The organism is Glutamicibacter uratoxydans (assembly GCF_006539925.1).
In the GTDB taxonomy this organism is placed as follows: domain Bacteria; phylum Actinomycetota; class Actinomycetes; order Actinomycetales; family Micrococcaceae; genus Glutamicibacter; species Glutamicibacter uratoxydans.
In genome coordinates, this window is sequence record NZ_BJNY01000025.1 from 24,659 (window position 1) to 43,754 (window position 19,096).

Annotated in this window: 11 protein-coding genes and 1 tRNA gene; 9 read left to right on the top strand and 3 right to left on the bottom strand. The window is 62.2% G+C overall.

Annotation, left to right across the window (positions count from 1 at the left end; genetic code table 11):
- Positions 1 to 10: 10 nt before the first annotated feature.
- Positions 11 to 694 (bottom strand): 3'-5' exonuclease, encoded by a 684-nt coding sequence (locus AUR04nite_RS16330; protein WP_141367127.1) that lies wholly within the window; start codon positions 692 to 694, stop codon positions 11 to 13.
- Positions 695 to 781: 87 nt separating this feature from the next.
- Between AUR04nite_RS16330 and AUR04nite_RS16335 the strand changes: the two genes are divergently transcribed.
- From AUR04nite_RS16335 to AUR04nite_RS16345, 3 genes are read left to right on the top strand one after another with little or no spacing between them, the layout of a single operon-like run.
- Positions 782 to 1,171: an MGMT family protein gene (locus AUR04nite_RS16335; RefSeq protein WP_170184254.1), complete on the top strand. Its 390-nt coding sequence runs from the start codon at positions 782 to 784 to the stop codon at positions 1,169 to 1,171.
- Positions 1,168 to 4,374 (top strand): ATP-dependent helicase, encoded by a 3,207-nt coding sequence (locus tag AUR04nite_RS16340; protein ID WP_141367132.1) that lies wholly within the window; start codon positions 1,168 to 1,170, stop codon positions 4,372 to 4,374. The genes AUR04nite_RS16335 and AUR04nite_RS16340 overlap by 4 nt, the downstream gene beginning before the upstream one ends.
- Positions 4,371 to 7,715 carry an ATP-dependent helicase gene (locus AUR04nite_RS16345; RefSeq protein WP_141367134.1) on the top strand — a complete coding sequence of 1,115 codons (3,345 nt, stop codon included), beginning with the start codon at positions 4,371 to 4,373 and terminating at the stop codon, positions 7,713 to 7,715. Before AUR04nite_RS16340 ends, AUR04nite_RS16345 begins: the two co-directional genes overlap by 4 nt.
- Before the next feature lie 18 nt (positions 7,716 to 7,733).
- On the opposite strand, the gene AUR04nite_RS16350 is transcribed toward AUR04nite_RS16345, so the two are convergent.
- The gene (locus AUR04nite_RS16350; RefSeq protein ID WP_141367136.1) at positions 7,734 to 9,059 is read right to left on the bottom strand and encodes a phosphotransferase; all 1,326 of its coding nucleotides are present in this window, start codon (positions 9,057 to 9,059) and stop codon (positions 7,734 to 7,736) included.
- 204 nt (positions 9,060 to 9,263) lie between these two features.
- Here AUR04nite_RS16350 and nudC point away from each other — a divergent pair, with 204 nt between their 5' ends.
- Genes nudC through AUR04nite_RS16365 form a run of 3 tightly spaced genes read left to right on the top strand, consistent with a single transcriptional unit; the run spans position 9,264 to position 12,933 of the window.
- Positions 9,264 to 10,154: an NAD(+) diphosphatase gene (nudC, locus tag AUR04nite_RS16355; protein WP_174787897.1), complete on the top strand. Its 891-nt coding sequence runs from the start codon at positions 9,264 to 9,266 to the stop codon at positions 10,152 to 10,154.
- Complete coding sequence (locus tag AUR04nite_RS16360; RefSeq protein WP_141367140.1) at positions 10,151 to 12,277, top strand: ATP-dependent DNA helicase UvrD2; 2,127 nt, start codon at positions 10,151 to 10,153, stop codon at positions 12,275 to 12,277. The genes nudC and AUR04nite_RS16360 overlap by 4 nt, the downstream gene beginning before the upstream one ends.
- Before the next feature lie 50 nt (positions 12,278 to 12,327).
- Positions 12,328 to 12,933 carry a M48 family metallopeptidase gene (locus AUR04nite_RS16365; protein WP_141367142.1) on the top strand — a complete coding sequence of 202 codons (606 nt, stop codon included), beginning with the start codon at positions 12,328 to 12,330 and terminating at the stop codon, positions 12,931 to 12,933.
- Positions 12,934 to 13,016: 83 nt separating this feature from the next.
- On the opposite strand, the gene AUR04nite_RS16370 is transcribed toward AUR04nite_RS16365, so the two are convergent.
- Positions 13,017 to 14,438 (bottom strand): zinc-dependent metalloprotease, encoded by a 1,422-nt coding sequence (locus tag AUR04nite_RS16370; protein WP_141367144.1) that lies wholly within the window; start codon positions 14,436 to 14,438, stop codon positions 13,017 to 13,019.
- Between the two features lie 178 nt (positions 14,439 to 14,616).
- Between AUR04nite_RS16370 and AUR04nite_RS16375 the strand changes: the two genes are divergently transcribed.
- From AUR04nite_RS16375 to AUR04nite_RS16385, 3 genes are all read left to right on the top strand, one after another.
- Positions 14,617 to 15,732 (top strand): YlbL family protein, encoded by a 1,116-nt coding sequence (locus AUR04nite_RS16375; protein ID WP_141367146.1) that lies wholly within the window; start codon positions 14,617 to 14,619, stop codon positions 15,730 to 15,732.
- A gap of 131 nt (positions 15,733 to 15,863) precedes the next feature.
- Entirely contained in the window at positions 15,864 to 18,908 is a 3,045-nt protein-coding gene (locus AUR04nite_RS16380; RefSeq protein ID WP_141367148.1) for a UPF0182 family membrane protein, read from the top strand.
- Between the two features lie 65 nt (positions 18,909 to 18,973).
- A tRNA-Met gene (locus AUR04nite_RS16385) sits at positions 18,974 to 19,047 on the top strand.
- Positions 19,048 to 19,096: the final 49 nt, after the last annotated feature.

Here is a 19,096-nt window from a genome sequence, read left to right on the forward strand (position 1 = left end):
TAACAGTTGATCAACTGTCCTTAATGGGCCACGCGCCATCGACAACTGCGTCGGGTTTGCTCTTGCGCAGATATGCCTGGAAGCTTTCAGCCTGTTCTCGAGCCCATCCGATTTGCCAGCCGTGAAGCACCTGCGGGTCAACCTGCAATTGCGGGTAGAGCTCCGCAAGAGCCCGGCCAACGGCAACGCAGGCGACCGCGTCGGCGAAAGAAGTATGTGCATTTTCCAGCACTACGCCATAGTGCTCGCAGGCGGCGGCCAGCGTGCGCTTGCCCTTGCGGAACTTGTCCACCTGCTTGTCGATGATGAATGGATCAATGACATTGCCGGGGATGAACGGCGGCATGTCATAGCGAAGCGCTTCAGAGTAGAGGACGGAAAAGTCATAGGACGCGTTGAACGCAATCAACGGAGCCTGTTCGGAAGCAAAGCTGAGCAGGCCAAGGATCTCACGCACCGCCTGAGCCGCCGGAATGCCCTCGGCCCGCGCCTTTTCTGTCGAGACGCCGTGAACGGCCGTTGCCGCCTCGGGAATCTCAACGCCCGGATCAACCAGCCATTCGCGCTGATTGACGATCTTCCCCTCGGCGTCCAATAAGACCACCGAAGCGGTGACGATGCGTGCGGTGTTGGTGTCAACGCCGGTCGTTTCAAGATCAAAGCCCACGGCCAGTCCCTTATGCCATTCAGTCATACACCAACGCTACAACCCGGGGCCGACAGCTGGGGGATCGGACTCGCCTGTTGTGGGGAATGGCAAGTGGCTTGGCAGAATGGAAGCATGATCGAAGACCGGGCGGAAGAATCAATCGACTACGCGGATGCGGTGCACCAGCTGGCCATGATGGTTCCACCCGGTGCGGTGCTCAGCTACAAGGACGTGGCGGAACTGCTCGGCAGCGGCGGTGCGCGGCAGGCGGGCAAAGCCATGGGCAGCGCACCAGCGGGCACACCGTGGTGGAGGATTATCCGCTCCAACGGCTCAATGGCCCCAGCGCTCGAATCCGAGGCGCGAATCCACTGGGAGGAAGAGAACCTTGCGGCGCCCGGACGCAACGTGAGCATGAAGACCAAGCGGTGGAACCCTACCGAATCGCAATGGGAAAAGATCGATGGACTGCGCCGCGCGCTGGGCAACTCCGAAATGTGGGAAGCAGATGATCAACTATGAGCATGGAAGAAGTGTTGGAACCAGAACACAGCCGCAGCGATCTTGCCCGGAAACTTGAACAAGCCAAGTCCCCGCTGTTGGTCTTGGGCGCACCGGGCACCGGCAAGACCACAGCGCTGATCGACGCCGCGGTTGCCCACCTTGACGCGGGAGCCGACCCGCTGACACTGCTGATCATCGCTCCGACGCGCCTGAGCGCCGCCTCGATCCGTGACGAGCTCAGCCGCCGCGCGCAGCGCACCTTCACCGAACCAGTAGTCCGCACCTGGTCCGCCTATGCTTTCGACCTGATCCGCCGCGCCCGCGTGGAAGGGCTGCTGCCATTCATTGAACGCACCCCGCGCCTGCTCTCTGGCCCGGAACAGGACACGCTGATCGGAAACCTGCTCGAAGGACACGCCCTCGGGCTCACCCCGGGCCCGGGCTGGCCCGCGGAGCTGGAACTTGCTGTGCCAACACGCGGATTCCGCAAGGAGCTGCGCGAGTTCTTCGACCGCGTCTCGGAACTCGGACTGGACCCGGGAGACATCGCAGGCTACGGAGAAAGCACCCAGCGCCAAGAATGGGTTGCCGCGGCCCTGTTCTACCAGGAGTACCGAGACCTGCTCGACTTGGGCAATGCCGAAGCCTTCGACCCGGCGGGACTGATCACCAGGGCGGCGCAGATTCTCGAGGAAAATCCGCAGTTCCTGAATGATGAGCACGACAAGCTCTCGCTGGTTCTGGTCGACGACCTGCAGGAAGCGACCCTATCGCAGCACCGGCTGCTGCAGCTGCTGGGCAAGGACCGCCCGATGGTGGCCTTTGCCGCCCCAGACAGCGTGGTTCAAGGCTTCCGCGGCGCCCGCGCCGACGAGCTGCACCGCTTCGCCCAGCGCTACAGCAGCAGCGGTTCGGCCGAGAGCATCGAACTGACCGCCAGCCACCGCATGGCACCGGCCATTGCACAGGCCTGGCAGCGCGTTATCCAGCGCATCCCGCAGTCCGCCGGCGCCAAGGGCCGCACCCTGAACCCGGTCCAGGAAGACGTTCAAGGCACGGCGCTGTCGCTGTGCTTTGAAAATTCGACGCTGGAAGAACGCTTCATCGCCCAGAGAATTATCCAGTTCAGCCTCTTTGAAGGACGCAGGCTGTCCGACATTGCCGTTGTAGTGCGCAACGGTTCGCAGGTGCGCTCCATTAGCCGCTTCCTCGAAGGCCAGGGCATCGCGGTGCAGGTGCCGCCTGCGGAGAATGCCCTCAAGGATGAAGGAGCGGTCCGCCCGCTGCTGGACCTGCTTCAGCTGGCCTTCGCCGACTCCGTGCATGAAGATCCGCTGCTGATGCACAGCCTGCTGCTCTCGCGCTACGGGATGAGCACAGCCCTTGAAATCCGGCGGCTGCGCCAGCTGCTGCGCCAGCAGGAAGCGGCCAAGGGAGGGAAGCGTTCCAGCCAGGAGCTGCTTGAATCCTGCCTTAAGGAGCCGGAACTCGCAGCAGATCTGGGCAAACCGGGCTTCGGCCTGCAGCGGCTGCTGAAAATGTACGGCGCCCTGCAAGAAGAGCTTGCCAGCGGAACGGCCACCCCCGAAACTGCGCTGTGGGCCATGTGGGAGGCCTCCGGGCGTTCAGCGGCCTGGCGGGAAGAGGCGCTGGGAAGCGGAAATACCTCGCGCCGCGCCGACCACGACCTGGACGCGGTGCTCTCGCTGTTCCAAGCCGCAGAGCGCTTTGTCGACCAGCTTCCGGGAGCCAGCGTCGAACAGTTCGTCGAACACATCCTGACCCAGGAACTGCCCATGGACTCGCTGGCCAGCCGGGCCGCGGGCAGCCAGATGGTCACCGTGCTCACCACCGCGGCGGCCGCCGGAAAACAATGGCCCATCGTCTTCATCCCGGGACTGCAGGAAGGCTCCTGGCCCAACCTGCGCCTGCGCGGTGAACTGCTGGGCTCCAACGCGCTGGCCGACGCAGTTGAACACGGAATCGACTTCCTGGCCACCCGCACGCCCACCCACCTGATCCGCCAGATCCGTAGCGATGAACTGCGCAGCTTCTCCAATGCGGTCTCCCGCGCCAGCGAACAGCTGATCTGCACCGCGGTGGACAACGAAGACTCGCAGCCTTCCTCATTCCTGGACCTGGTGCAGCCTCCCGGCAAGGAAGGCAGGCAGCTGAGCACCGTGCCGCGCATCCGAGCCCTGCCCACCCTAGTGGCCGAACTGCGGCGCACCGCCGAACGGGCCAAGGCCGCCGCGTTGGGTGCAGAACAGCCTCCCGCCCATGTCGACGCCGAAGACCTCTACCAGGATGCAACACAGGTCCTGGGCGCGCTTGCGTCCCAAGAACGAAGCGTCAGGGGAGCAGCCCCGCAGCAGTGGTGGGGACTGCTGCCGCCCAGCAGCGACGGGCCAGTCGTCGCGGAGGGCCATCCGCGCAGGGTCTCCCCGTCAAAGGTGGAGACGCTGGTGAAATCCCCTCTGAACTGGTTCGTGCAAAGCGCCGGGGGAACCGCCGCCCACGATTTCGCCGCCTCCCTTGGCACACTGATCCACTCCATCGCAGAAGAACACCCCGACGCCGGTGGTGCAGAATACGAACAGATCCTCGAAGAGCGCTGGCCGGAGCTGGAGAAGCTGGAGAACTGGGAAGGACAGCGGGACTTCGACCGGGCCACAGCAATGCTCAAGAAATTCGCCCAGTACTGCGTTGCCATGCGCCAGGAAGGACGCCACCTGGTGGCCAGGGAGCTGCAATTCAACGTCAGCGTCCCAACCGAGGGCCCCGAGGTGCAGATCCGCGGCATCATCGACCGCGTCGAAGCCGACGACCAGGGCAGGGTCACCGTGGTGGACCTGAAGACTGGGGCAAACGCCCCCAGCAAAAATGATGTGCTGCAGCACCCGCAGCTAGGCGTGTACCAGACGGCCATCCAGCTTGGAGCGTTGAAAGAGCACCCGGAAACCGAAGGGCTATCCGACGACCCGGCCGGTGCATCGCTGGTCTACGTCGGAACAACCACCAAGAGCCCAACCCTGCGCGACCAGCCGGCCCTGGCAGAAGAAGACTGGGCCCGCACGCTCATCTTGGAGGCCGCAGAACTCATGGGGCACACGGAATTCACCACCCGGCACGTGGCAGGAGCTGGAGGGCTGATGGGCAGTTGCACCCTGCCGGAAATCTGCCCGCTATGTGAACAAGGACGACAGGTCACCGAACGATGAGCCAGATCAAATACACCCCGCAGGAACTCTCCGAAGCACTGGGCGAGAAGTTCCCTCCGACCGAACAGCAGGCTCAGATCATCGCCGCGCCGCTGGAACCGATGCTGGTCATCGCCGGCGCCGGCTCGGGCAAAACCAAGACCATGGCAGACAAGGTCGTCTGGCTCGTGGCCAACCAGCTGGTGCGCCCGGAGGAAATCCTCGGCGTAACCTTTACCCGCAAGGCCGCCGGGGAACTGTCCATCCGCATCCGCGCAAAAATTGCCCAGCTGGTCGCCGCCGGGCTGCTCAGCGAAGAAACCACCCGCGACTTCCTGGACCCGGTCGTCTCCACTTACCACTCCTACGCCAACACCCTGGTCCAGGACCATGGCCTGCGCCTGGGCCTGGAGGAAGACAGCACCCTGCTCGGCGCCGCCCAGTCATGGCAGCTGGCCCACTCGGTGCTTGAAAGCTACACCGGCGACTACCAGCACCTGAACAGCGCCACCAGCACGCTGATCGACGCGATCGTCTCCTTCAGCTCCGAATCATCCGAGCACCTTGTCGAGGCGCCGCAGGCCCACCAATGGATCGAAGACCTGCTGTCGAGGCTGCGCGCCCTGCCCATGGATGCTGAAAAGAAAAAGAACCCCACCCAGGCCGCGCTGAAGCTGCTGGACAAGCTTGCATCGCGCGCGACGATTGCCGAACTGTCCGAGGAATACGCCAAAGCCAAGAAGAAGCTCGGCGTCATGGACTACGGAGACCTGGTCGCCTATGCAGCCCGAATCGCTCAGGAAGTCCCGGCAGCCGCGCTCGCCGAGAAAGCGAGCCACAAAATTGTGCTGCTCGACGAATTTCAGGACACGTCGCATGCCCAGATGGTCCTCTTCTCCCAGCTCTACGGCCAGGGACACCCGGTGACCGCGGTGGGCGACCCGAACCAGTCGATCTACGGCTTCCGCGGAGCCAGCGCCGGCCAGCTTTTCCGCTTCCCGCAGGAATTTCCGATCATCCGCGAATCCGGCCGGGAGCCGGCCCACGTCAACCACCTGACGATTGCCTGGCGCAATACGGTCCATGTGCTGGATGCCGCCAACGCCATCACGGCCGGCGCCAGATCGCGCAGCACCGGCCCGGTCTCCGTCAAGCCGCTTGAACCATCAGCCTTTGCCCAGCCCGGGCAGGTGGTGCTCAACCGCTGCGCCACGGTGCGCGATGAAGCCAACGGCATCGCCGACCTCATCGTTGATGCCGGACGCGCCAATCCCGACGGCAGCTTAAAGACCAGCGCGGTGCTCTCGCGGAACCGAACCCAGCTGGCAGCCATGGCTGAAGTACTCGAAGAGCGTGGAATCGACTATCAATTCGTCGGGTTGTCAGGCCTTTTGAACACGCCGGAGCTCACCGACCTGGTGGCCACTTTGCATGTGCTGGTCGACCCGCTGCGTTCGGACAAGCTGATGCGCTTGCTGGCCGGAGCCAGATGGCGCATGGGCGCCGCCGACCTTGCCGCGTTCGCAGACTGGTCCCGGCAGCTGGAGCGCCGCCGCACCCGCGCGCTGAATTCAGATGGTAGCCAGCAGCCGGAACTGCCGCTGCCCCAGGATGACAACTATGAAATGCTGCGCGCCGAATTGAACGATTCGGCCAGTCTGGTCGAGGCGCTGGACTTCCTGCCTCCCGAGGACTGGCAGAGCAGCGAAGGAAGGTCGCTGACCGAGGAGGGGCGCCTGCGCCTAGCGGCCCTGCGCAGCGAACTCGCCGCCCTGCGGCTGATCGCCAATGACGACTTGGAGGCGCTGATTCGAGAAGTCGAGCGCTCCATGAACCTTGACATCGAGGTGGCGGTGCGGCCCTGGATCCAGCCGGAGAAATCCCGCGCCAACCTCGATGCGTTCGCAGATGTGGTGCGCGAATACTGCCGCAATGCACCCCGGGTGGAACTGGCAGGGTTCCTCATGTGGCTCGAACAGGCCGCGGAAAAGGAAAAGGGATTGCCGCTGCCCGGAGAAGACGCAGACCCGCAGGCGGTGCAGCTGCTGACCATCCACGCTTCCAAGGGCCTTGAATGGGACAACGTTGCAGTCATGTCCATGAATGAGGGAGTATTCCCGGGCAGCAAATCAGACCGCTGGACCAGCGGCGACAAAGCGCTGCCATGGCCGCTGCGCGGCGACAGCCAAGACCTGCCGCAGTGGGACACCGATCAGCCGGCGCTTAAAGAGCTCATGGAAGCCGAATCGATATTCAATTCAGAGGTGGAAGACCACCACATCGAGGAAGAACGGCGTCTTGCCTACGTGGCGCTCACCCGGGCAAAGAGCCTGCTGATTGCCAGCAGCAGCATTTGGACTTCAACCCGGTCAAAGCCTACGCCGCCGTCGCTGTTCTTCAACGCGCTCGTGCCGCTGACCATGGGGGAGCAGCCCAGCGCGAAGATCGGCGTGTGGGTCAATGACGAGGACGCCCCGGAACAGAACCCCAGCAGAATGACTCCGCTGGAGGCCACCTGGCCCTACGATCCGCTACTGGGGCCAGAAATCACCGGAGGCGTGGTCCAGGGCCCCGCGCCCTATTCACGCCGCGAGGTTCTCGAATCCATGGCGCAGGATCTCGCCCAGGCCGACCAAACCCGTCAGCTGCGCACCAGCATCGGCCAGGAATGGGCCCAGGAAGCACAGCGCTTGTTGGCGCACCGCGACTTCTTGGCCAACAGGGACAACGATGTGCAACTGCCAGAGCATGTGCGTGCCTCGATGTTCGTGGAACTTGCCGAAGATCCAAAAGCCGTCTTGGAAAACCTGCGCAGGCCGGTGCCGCGCAGACCTGGACTCGCCGCGCGCCGCGGTACGGCATTCCACGCCTGGATCGAGGACTACTACGAGAAGACCTCCATGCTGGATCTGGGCGACATCATGGAGCCGGCGGACAGCTATCTTGATGAGGCACTGGACCTTGAATCTATGAAGGAAGCATTCCTTGCCAGCGAATGGGCGAATTTGCAGCCTGCCTACGTTGAAGTCCCGCTTGAAACCAGAGTGGGCCCGGTAGCAGTGCGCGGGCGCATCGACGCAGTATTCCAGTTGGAAGACGGCACCTGGCTGATGTTGGATTGGAAGACTGGACGTGTGCCTTCCGGCAAGGACCTCAAGAGCAAATTGGTGCAGCTTGCGGTGTACCGCCTGGGCTGGTCGCGCCTGCACGGCATCGACCTGGAGAAGATCAAGGCGGCCTTCTACTATGTGGCAGCCGGAATCACCATCCACGCGCAGCATCTTTCCAGCGAACAGGAACTGGAAGAGATGATCACCGAGGCCTTTAACCAGCTGGGAGGCCAGGAAGTTTCACCTTCCTAGCCTCCATCAACCAGAACACTAGTTCGCGGGCTCGTCCTTTGCATCTTTGGCAGGGGACGAGTCCTGCTTTTCTTCCTTGCCCGGCGCCGACTGCTCGCTTTCGGCTGGCTTCTCGGCCTGTGGCTTGGCAGGCTTGTCTTCGGGGGTGCCAGGCTGCTCGCTTGGCGCCTTCTGTACCGTAGGAACTTGGCCTGCGGAGCCTAAGCTGGAAACTTTGCTGGTGTTGATCTTCGGCTCCGGCTTGTTCGGCAGCTGCACTACCTTGGCCGACGGCGCAGGCTTTTCTGCCGGCGCAGCTGGCTTCTCTGCTGCACTTGCAGGGGCAGGGGCAGGGGCAGGGGCAGGGGAAGCAGCTGGTGCAGGCGCTGCCGGCGCTGGGGCAGGGGTTGCCAGCGGGCGCGGAGCTTCCACAACCGACAATGGCTGGCCACCGTACTCGGCAATATTCTGATCCAGCTCCTTGAGCATGGCCTCGGCTTCGGCAATACGTTCGGAGTCCTTGGTATCGATCGACTTCACCAGCCACTGGGCCAAGGCAAACTCGGCGGCCAGAGCAGCACGCCGCATGATGTGCGGGTCGGCAGACTTGCCGCGGGCCTCGACATAGGCGGCGAAGACGCGCTCGCTGAAATTATGGTCTTCTACTGCCGAAAGCCAGGCGAAGTCGTCGGCAGGGTCGCCCACATGCAGGTCGGTCCACCCCTTGACCGCGGTAATGCTTGAATGGGAAATCTGGATCTGCTCTTCATCGAAGTCGCCGTGGACTACTGTGGCGTTGAAACGCCACAGCGCCACGTCCTCCATGGCGTGCTCCCAGCGGCGCAGCAGCCGGCTTGGCACCTTTCCAGTGGCGGCAGCCGTGTCAAGCTCGTTGAGCTTGCGCTGGCGCACCTCATTGGCGGTGTAAGTGGGCAGCCCGGCAATCTCCACCGATTCGTCGGGAATCTGGTGGATGGCGGCCATGCATTGGCCCAAGGCTTTGGACAGCGAACTGCCTTCGTCCACTAGTTCATCAAGGCTTGGGACGCGGCCGGGCAAGTCCTTGTACACAAAGGTGCGCAGCGAACCCTGGCGGACGGTGCCGGCCACACTGGGCAGTGCGAAGGGCAGTGCAGCGCGAACCTTGGCCGAGAATGCACGCAATGCCGAAAGCTCAGCTTCCAGTCGCATGCTGGCTTCATCATGGCGCGGTGAACGGATGCGCCAGCGCAGTTTCTGCGCGTCCACGATCAGCGCCGAATCAAAATCCTCTGCATCATCGGAGAGCGCGGCAAAGCCCACCGGGGACAACCCGGGTACAGCAGCGGTGGCAATTGCGGCGAGTTCCATAGCAGTGCGTTTCACAATGTCCACCGTATGCGAAATTTGAAGGCTCTTCGTTGAATGACGCACGGGAGACCCCCGGATTCATCGGGAATTTCCAGTGTTGCGACGAAAATCATTGTCATATCTATCCACAGTCCCAGCATGGTGGGGGTACGGGCCCTGCTGGTGCACTAGGTTAGATGTATGGCGTTGGCACAGAAATATCGTTCACCCCTTAGCAATTTGAGCTTTGCCCAATCACTGATTCAGCGGCCGTTGACCGAGCAGGAGAACCCCGAGCTCATCCCCGCGGCCTTGGGTCAGGAATCCACGGCGGTCTTGGTGCTCAGCGAATTGGGTGCAGCCGCAGGGGCTGAGGACCTGCACTTGGTCAGCGGTCCGACGTTCGTGCCAAGTGAGCAGACCACGCTGGTGTTTCTCGGGACCCACGAGTCGCGCAGCTATCTTGCGGCGATTGTGGACTCAACTGACTACGAGCTGGACGAGGGATTCCGCTGGATCACCCTGCGTGAAGGCTTCACCATCCTGAACCCGCTGCACGCCGAACTTTTCGTCGAAGCCCAAGCCATCGCCAACTGGATCCGCTCGGAAAAGTTCTGCCCGCGCTGCGGGTCGCCGGTGCAGGCTTCGGCCGCCGGCTGGAACCAGCGCTGCACCGCCAACGGCCACCAGCTTTTCCCTCGTACCGATCCAGCCATCATTGCCTCGATCATTGATGATCAGGACCGCATCCTGCTCGGTGCTAATGCGAACTTCCGCACCCACATGTATTCGGTGCTAGCAGGCTTCGTGGAGGCCGGAGAATCCCTGGAATCCGCGGTGCGCCGAGAAATCTTCGAAGAGTCGGGGGTTCACATCGGGGATGTCGCCTACCGCGGGTCGCAGCCCTGGCCGCTGCCGCGCTCGCTCATGCTTGGATTCAGCGCCGAGGCCATCAGCACCGAACTAGTGCCCGACGGAGCGGAAATCCGCGACTTGCGCTGGTTCAGCCGCGAAGAGCTGGAGGCGGAACTGCGGGCCGGCACACTGGAAATACCGCGCGGCGTATCCATCGCCTACGCCCTGATCCAGTCGTGGTTCGGTCAGCCGCTTCCGGAGGCCGCCGGCAAGTGAGCCAGATCGCCAACACCCCAGTCAACGACCTGCTTTCGGGCCTGGATGCAGAACAGCGCCAAGCGGCTGAAACGCTGCGAGGTCCGCTGTGCATTCTTGCAGGTGCCGGCACCGGAAAAACCCGTGCCATCACCCATCGAATCGCCCACGGCGTGCATTCGGGGATTTACAACCCCACCAGCGTTTTGGCGTTGACCTTCACCACCCGCGCGGCTTCGGAAATGCGCACCAGGCTGCGCCAGCTCGGGGCAGCAGGCGTGCAGGCAAGGACCTTCCACGCCGCCGCACTGCGCCAGCTGCAGTATTTCTGGCCACAAGCTGTGGGCGGCGCGCTGCCCAATCTTGTGGAGCACAAGGCGCCGATTATCGCCGAGGCGGCCAGGCGCCTGCGGATCTCCAGCGACCGCGCCATGGTGCGCGATTTGGCAGCCGAGGTTGAGTGGGCCAAGGTCTCCATGCACTCTCCGGAGAGCTACGCCAAGATCGTTGAAAGCCGTGAAATGCCCAACGGGCTGGCCCCGGTGAGCATGGCGCGGATCTTCCAAACCTATGAAGAGCTCAAAGACGACCGCAATGTCATCGACTTCGAGGATGTGCTGCTGCTGACCAGCGCCATCTTGGAGGAAGACGAAAAGGTGGCAGCGAGCGTGCGGGCCCAGTACCGCCACTTCGTCGTTGACGAGTACCAGGACGTTTCCCCGCTGCAGCAGCGGCTGCTGGATTTGTGGCTGGGATCCAGGGATGAGCTGTGTGTGGTCGGCGATGCCAGCCAGACCATTTACTCCTTCACGGGCGCCAAGCCCGACTACCTGCTGAACTTTGCCACCCGCTTCCCGCAGGCCAAGGTCGTCAAGCTGGTCCGCGACTACCGTTCAACACCTGAAATCGTTTCCCTGGCCAACAAGGTGCTGGCCACGCGACGCATAGAAACGTCGGTTCCAGACCGCTTTGTCACCTGGCCCGAACCGCTTGAACTCATTGCGCAGCGTGATCACGGTCCATCGCCTGAATTTTTCGAAGGCACCGACGACGAGAACGAAGCAGAAGAAGTCGCCCAGCGCATCAAGCAGTTGATCAACCAGGGGCAGGACATTTCCGAAATTGCGGTCCTCTACCGCACCAATGGGCAGTCCCAGGCGTTCGAACAGGCGTTGACCGCGCACTCGATCGCCTATGTGATGCGCGGTGCTGAACGCTTCTTCTCACGGCGTGAAGTCAAGGAAGGCATGCTGGCGCTGCGGGCGGCCCTTGGAGTTTCCGCTCAGGAAGAGAACGTGTCGCAGCTCGTACGCGACGTGCTTTCATCCCACGGATACTCGGCCAACGCGCCCAGCGGCGGCACCGGTGCGGTGCGTCAGCGCTGGGAATCGCTCTCCGCGCTGGTGCGGCTGGCAGATGAACTGGTTGCCGGAAAGGCGGCGCAGGGTGAACAATGCACGCTGCACGATATCGTGCGCGAGTTGGAAGAACGGGCAGCAATCCAGCATGCTCCGACCTTGGACGGAGTCACCCTCGCATCGTTCCATGCGGCCAAGGGCCTGGAGTGGGACGTGGTGTTCCTTGCCGGGCTCAGCGACGGACTGGTGCCGATCACCTACGCCAAGGACCAGGCCGGATACGACGAAGAGCGCAGGCTGCTCTACGTCGGAATCACCCGAGCACGGGTCCGCCTGTACTTGTCGTGGTCCTTGGCCAGGACTCCGGGCGGGCGGGCGCACCGCTTCCCATCGCGTTTCCTCGACGGGATTAAATCCGCCGGCCAGGTCTCCAGCCGCCCGCAATCACCGGTCAAGCGCCGTGAACAGAAGCTGACCCCGGCGGTCTGCGGCACCTGCGGCTCATTCCTCACCAGCGCCAAAGAGCGTAAGCTCAAACGCTGCGCGTCTTGTCCTGCAGCCTATGATGAAGCGCTTTTCGAGTCCCTGCGCGCCTGGCGTTCGGAAGTGGCAAAAGCCAATTCAATCCCTGCATTCGTGATCTTCACCGATGCCACGCTGATGTCGATCGCCGAGCATCGGCCTACCTCGGAGCAGGCCCTGGGCAAGATCTCGGGAGTCGGCCGGAGCAAGCTTGAACGCTACGGCCAGGCTGTGCTTGAACTGCTGGCAGAACACTCCGGGTAGAAGACTGCTCTAGCCGCCCACTGCAAAATGTCTTATCGAAGGAACCGTGCATGCCAGCGAATCCGGTCAGCGTAGATTTCATGGCCTCGGATGACCTGCCGGTTAGGATCATCCGATCAGCCAAGCGCCAGAAAACCGTGTCTTCCCAATGGAAGCAGGACCGCCTCGTCGTCCAGGTTCCTGCACGGCTTGATGAAAAGACCGAGCGGGCCATGGTCGAACAGATGATTCAGAAATACCGCCAGTCCAAGGCCCGGCGGGAAGCATCGACGACCAGCGACGCGCTGGATGCCAGGGCGTCGGTGCTGGACCAGCAGTATTTCGGGGGAGCGGCCCGTCCTGCATCGGTGCGCTGGGTCAGCAACCAGAACAAGCGCTGGGGATCGGCGAGCCTGCACCAGCGCACCATCAGGCTGTCGGACTCGCTTCTACACACCCCGGGCTGGGTCCAGGACTATGTGCTGGTACACGAGCTGGCCCACCTTGCGGCGCCCAAGGACGGGCACGGCCCGCTTTTCCAAAGCCTGCTCAATCGTTTTGAGCGACGGGAAGAAGCAGATCAGTATCTTGCGGGATTCAGTGCCGGATATCGGGCTTTTGCGCGGGAGCAGGGACGCGAGGCATCTACGGGCGGCTTCGACTCCGACGAAGACTAGAGGCCGGTGCAAGCCTGCGTGAAAACGAGAACGGCGATGGGCATGGAATCTGAATCCATGCCCATCGCCGTTCGTTCAGGAGACTACTTTGCCGGATCCTCAGGATCATTGCTGTCGGAAGGATCCTCCGGATTCTTCTGGTCAAATTCTCCTGCCAGCAGCTTGCCCAAAGCGACGTCAAAGTCATCGAATTCCTGGGCGGCGAGCTCGCGGCGCTTGGTGAAGCCGGTCGGATCGCTCAAGTCTTCCTCGGTGGGCATCAGATCCGGGTGGCCCCAGACCGCGTCGCGTCCCTCGATGCCACGTTCTTCATGCAGGTGCTCCCACAGTGCGGCGGCTTCGCGCAGCTTGCGCGGGCGGAGCTCCAGGCCCACCAGGGAGGCGAACGTGGACTCAGCAGGTCCGCCTGAGGCACGGCGGCGGCGCATCGTCTCGCGAAGGTGCTCTGCATACGGCAGATTCTGCGCCGCCAGCGACACCACATGGTCGACCCAGCCCTCGATCAGCGCCAAGGTCAGTTCCAGGCTTTCCAGCGCGCGGTCCTGTGCCGGGGTGCGCTGCGGGTTGAACAAGCCTTCGCCGAGCATCGACTGCAAGCCTTCGGGGTTGGAAGGGTCGATGTCGCGCACGGCTTCTTCAATGCGGGACATGTCGATGTGAATACCGCGGGCGTAGGCCTCAACGGCGCTGATCAGCTGCGAGCTGAGCCATGGGACGCGGGCAAACAAGCGGGTGTGGGCGCTTTCGCGCAGGATCGCGTACAGCAGGACTTCCTGTTCAGGAATTTCCAGTCCGTCGCCGAAGGCGGCCACGTTGGTCGCCACGATGCCTGGGGTGCTTCCCGCCAGCGGAAGGCCGATGTCGGTTCCGCCCAGCACATCCTTGGCCAGCCCGCCCAGCGCCGAACCCAGCTGCATGCCGAACATGCTCGCGCCCAGATTGCGGAACATCGCATCCGAGTTGCCCAGCATGCCCTTCATCTGCTCCGGGATCTGGTCCTTCATAGCGCTTGAAATTGCCTGGGCCACTGATTCCGCCACCGGTTCGGTGATCTTCTTCCACGTGCCCAAGGTCTTGTCATACCAGCGCTTGCGGGTCCACGCTTCGATGGGAGTGGAACCTGCCTCGAAGGACGTGGAATTGTTCAGCCACAGGTCTGCCAAGTAGGAGGCATCGGTGATGGCGCTCTGCCGTGCAATGGAGACCTCGGGATCTTCGCTGGCATAGGCCTGCAGCGCAGTGTCGGAGGCAAGCTTCCAATTGACCGGTCCGGAGGAGGAGCTGTTGCTCATCATCGCCGACATCATGGCCTGCGCCTGCTGCATCATCTTCTGCATTGCGGCAGGATCGCCCTGGGCACCGAGGGCTTCGCGCAGCTGCGGCGGCAGGTCGTCAGGGTTGAATCCACCGCCAAAGAGCTGACCGAACATCGCAGAGAAGGGATCCTGCGGGTTGTTCTCGTCATCGTTGCCGTCTGGTCGGTTATTCGGAGGGTTCTGTGCCATGTAGTTAAAACTACCGCGAAGCGCGGCAAGATATTAGGCCAAAAACCCACAGTTCGCTTTGGGCACAGCAAAACCCACGGGTTGCTAATGAATTTCACAGCTAGGCTTCAGTAGGGTTAATAGTAGCCTTGCCCGAAGTGGCATCGCTGCAACTACTTTTTTGTCAGGAGCAGGGTACGTGCACGAACAGGAACCAGATATTTCAGCGAGCGGCCCGGAGCAAGCCGGCGGGCCCAGCAACGGTTCCGCGAGCGCCAAACGCACCAGCGCAGGGCTGATCGCGCTGCTGTTGATCGGCGTGATGATGTTCCTGCCCACGAACTTCGTGATCCGTTCGCCCGGCCCGGTGCTCAATACCCTCGGCGAGGTCGACGGGACGAAGCTGATCACCATCGACGGCGCCAAAAGCCATGCATCAGACAGCACCTTGGACATGCTCACGGTCTATGTCCAAGGCGGCGGCTCCAATCGGGTGAGCGTGCCGGTGGTGCTTGAAGCACTGTTCAACCCCACCAAGGACATTGCGCCGGAAGAGACAGTGATTCCGCGCGGAGTCACTTCCAATGAACAATCCGAACAAAACGACCAGCAGATGGTCTCATCCCAGGACCAAGCCGTGGCAGCTGCCCTGACCGAGCTGGGCTATGACTTCAAGACCTGGCTGGATGTTGCAGGATTCGCGACGGATACCAACAAGAACGTCCTGCGCAAGGGCGACAGGCTGCTGAAATTCGAAGGCAAGGACATCACCTCGCTGGAGCAGCTGAAAACCGAGCTCGACCAGCGTGGGGAGAAGACCTCTACGATGACGGTGCGCCGCAAGGATTCCAAGGGCAAGTATCAACAGGTGGATGTGAAAGTGTCCACGACTGCAAGCGACAGCGGAAACCGGCAGCTAGGGGTACTGCTGAACACCAGCCACGAGTTCCCGATCGACGTCAAGTTCGGCGTGGAAAACATCGGCGGCCCGAGTGCCGGCATGATGTTCTCCCTGGCGATCATCGACAGGTTGACCGAAGGCTCCCTGGCAGGCGACCACCAGGTGGCAGGCACAGGCACCATTGACCAAGAGGGCAAGGTCGGCCCGATTGGAGGCATCGCCCAGAAAATGGTTGCCGCCAAGCGCAGCGGCGCAACCATATTCCTCGCCCCGGCAGAGAACTGCTCTGAGGTCGTAGGAAGGGTGCCCGATGGCTTGAACGTCATCAAGGTCTCCACCCTGGGAGAAGCGCGCAAGGCATTGGAAGGGATCGCCAAGGGCGCAGACCCGGCCGCGATGGCGACATGCGAATAGGTTTATCCGGCCAGGGTGGGAAGAATGCGAAGCAGGCATGCACCATCGCATCGCGGGCCGGCAGCACAGAATTTGGCAGAAGAGTCCCAACGCGCCGCAGGGCGCACGGGATCAAAGGTAAGGAATAGATAGTGTCACACGGATCGGATACGCCGTTCGGGGGACCGCCGCCGCGGCCCCGTGAACCACAGCAGCCATCCAGGCCCTCGGGCAGGAAAGTCTCGCCGCTGACCATCACCATTTTCGCGGTGGTGATCATCGTTGCGGTGTTCATTTTCTTGTCCAACTTCTACGCAGACATCCTCTGGTACAACCAGCTTGGCTACTCTGAGGTTTATTGGACCGAGCGCATCGCGAAGGCAGTGATCTTCCTGGTCGCTCTGGTGCTCATGGCGGTGCCCATGTGGTTCTCCATGCGTTCGGCGTACAAGCATCGGCCGGTCTACGCGCCAGACGGCAACCAGCCAAGCACCATGTCCCGCTACCAGTCGCAGCTGGAACCGGTGGGCCGCTTCTTGATGTTCGGCATCCCGCTGGTTGTGGGAATCTTCGCCGCTGTCGCGGTGGCGGGCCAATGGCAGACCATCATGCTGTTCTTCAACCAGACTCCGTGGGGCAGCTCTGATCCTCAGTTCAACATCGACCTGAGCTTCTTTATGTTCTCGCTTCCGTTCATCGGATTGGTCAACGGTTTCCTCATTTCCGTGGTGCTGCTCAGCGGCGTTGCCGGACTGCTCACCCACTACCTCTACGGCGGGATCCGCGTCGAAGAGCGCGGCGGAATCAAGATCGGCAAGCCTGCCCGTGTGCATGCTGCCATCGTGATCGCGGTGTTCCTGCTGCTACAGGCAGTGAACTTCTGGATTGGCCAGTATGAGACCCTGACCGACCAGTCGGGCCGCGTCGCCGGCGCACTGTACCGCGATGTCCACGCGGTGATTCCTGCACGCATGATTCTCGCAATCATCGCCGTGCTGATTGCCGTCACCTACATCATTGCTGCCATCAACGGGCGCTGGCGCCTGCCGCTGATCGGCACCGCGATGCTCGTGGTGACCATGATCGTCGCCAGCGGCGTCTACCCATTCCTGGTGCAGCAGTACCAGGTGGTTCCTTCACAGCGTGAACTGGAAAGCCAGTACATCGACCGCAACATCCAGATGACGCGCCAGGCCTTCGGCTTGGACGACATCGAAGTCACGCAGTACGAGGCAACGGTAAATACCGAAAAGAACGCGCTGGCCAAGGAAACTGCAACTACCGCAAACATCCGCCTGCTCGACCCGAACCTGGTTTCGGCGGCCTTTGCCCAGCTGCAGCAGTTCCGCGGCTACTACACCTTTGCCGACACCCTGAATGTCGATCGCTACAAGGTGGACGGCAAGGTGGAAGACACCGTTATCGCCGCCCGTGAAGTCAACGTGGCTCCGACCGACACCTGGGTGAATCAGCACATCTCCTACACCCACGGCTATGGCCTGGTCGCCGCCTACGGTAACCGCGTCGCCGCCGGCGGACGCCCGGACTTCATGCTCGGCGGCATCCCCACCACCGGTGCGCTGAGCAGCGACAAGGACTACGAGCCGCGCATCTACTTCGGTGAAAACTCGCCGCAGTACTCGATCGTCGGCGGCCCGGACGAGGGCTGGGACGACCGCGAGCTGGACCGACCGAGCACCAGCGGCGACTCGCCGGACACTCGCTACACCTTCAAGGGAAGCGGCGGACCGAACGTGGGCAACATGTTCAACCGCATCGTCTACTCGCTGAAGTTCGCTTCCACCGACCTGCTGCTGTCCAATGACGTGAACTCCGAGTCGCAGATCCTCTACGACCGCGACCCGAAGGAACGCGTGCGCAAGGTGGCGCCGTACCTGACGCTGGACACCAACGCCTACCCGGCCATCGTCGACGGCAGGGTGCAGTGGATCATCGACGGCTACACCACGTCGAACAACTTCCCCTACTCGCAGCAGCAGCAGCTTGCCTCGGCGGTGTCGGATTCGTTGACCTCCTCGCAGGACATCAACGCGCTGAACAACCGGGTGAACTACCTGCGCAACTCCGTGAAGGCGACCGTCGACGCCTATGACGGTTCCATCAAGCTCTACGCATGGGATCCGGAAGATCCGCTGCTCAAGGCTTGGCAGCAGGTATTCCCGAATACCATCAAGCCGATGCAGGATATGTCCTCGCAGCTGATGGAACACGTGCGCTACCCAGAAGACATGTTCAAGGTTCAGCGCGAGGTGCTCTCCAAGTACCACGTAGACGACCCTGGAACCTTCTACCAGGCCAACGATGAGTGGGTCGTGCCGGATGATCCGACCACCTCCAGCTCCAAGGTCAAGCAGCCTCCGTACTACATGTCGCTGAAGATGCCGACCCAGGACGAGGCGACGTTCTCGCTGACTTCGACCTTCATCCCGGCTGGTTCGGCCAACGGCCAGCAGCGCAACGTGATGTTCGGCTTCCTATCAGCGAACGCGGATGCTGGAAGCCAGGCAGGGACCAAGGACGAGGACTTCGGCAAGCTGCGGCTGCTGGAGCTTCCGACCGATACGGCAGTGCCGGGCCCTGGCCAGGCGCAGCAGAACTTCGACACCAATACGAAGGTCACCACGGAGCTGAACCTGCTTCGCCAGGGTGCCTCCGAGGTGAAGAATGGCAACCTGCTCTCGCTGCCAGTGGGCGGCGGCATCCTGTATGTCCAGCCGGTCTACGTCCAGTCTTCGGGAGCTACCAGCTACCCGACACTGCGCAAGGTTCTGGTGTCCTTCGGCGACCAGGTCGGCTTTGCCGATACGCTCGCGGAAGCGCTGGACGAGGTCTTCGGCGGCGACTCTGGCGCTGTCACCGGCGAAAATGGATCCGGGGACAGCGGAAAGAAGGACAGTGACAAGGAGAAGGCTCCAACGCAGACCAACGAGCAGAAGCTCAGCGAAGCGCTGGCGGCCGCCAACAACGCCATCAAGTCCGGACAGGAAGCTTTGGCCAAGGGCGATTTCAAGGCTTATGGCGATTCGCAGAAGGTGCTTGAATCTGCCTTGCAGAAAGCGCTGGACGCTGATGAAGCAATCAACGGCAAGCCTGCTGACGACAAGGTGGTTTCGCCCGAGAATGCAAGCCCTGCACCAAGCGAATCAGCGGCCCCTACAGATGGCGGCAATGGCTAGGAGCAGGTGACGGCGGCTTTCGATTTGCTTTACACCCCGCGATGATGCAATAATTGACTAGTCATCGCGGGGTGGAGCAGTTCGGTAGCTCGCCGGGCTCATAACCCGGAGGTCAGAGGTTCAAATCCTCTCCCCGCCACGAAGATCAAAAAGACGGAAGCTTTTGCTTCCGTCTTTTTGCGTATCGA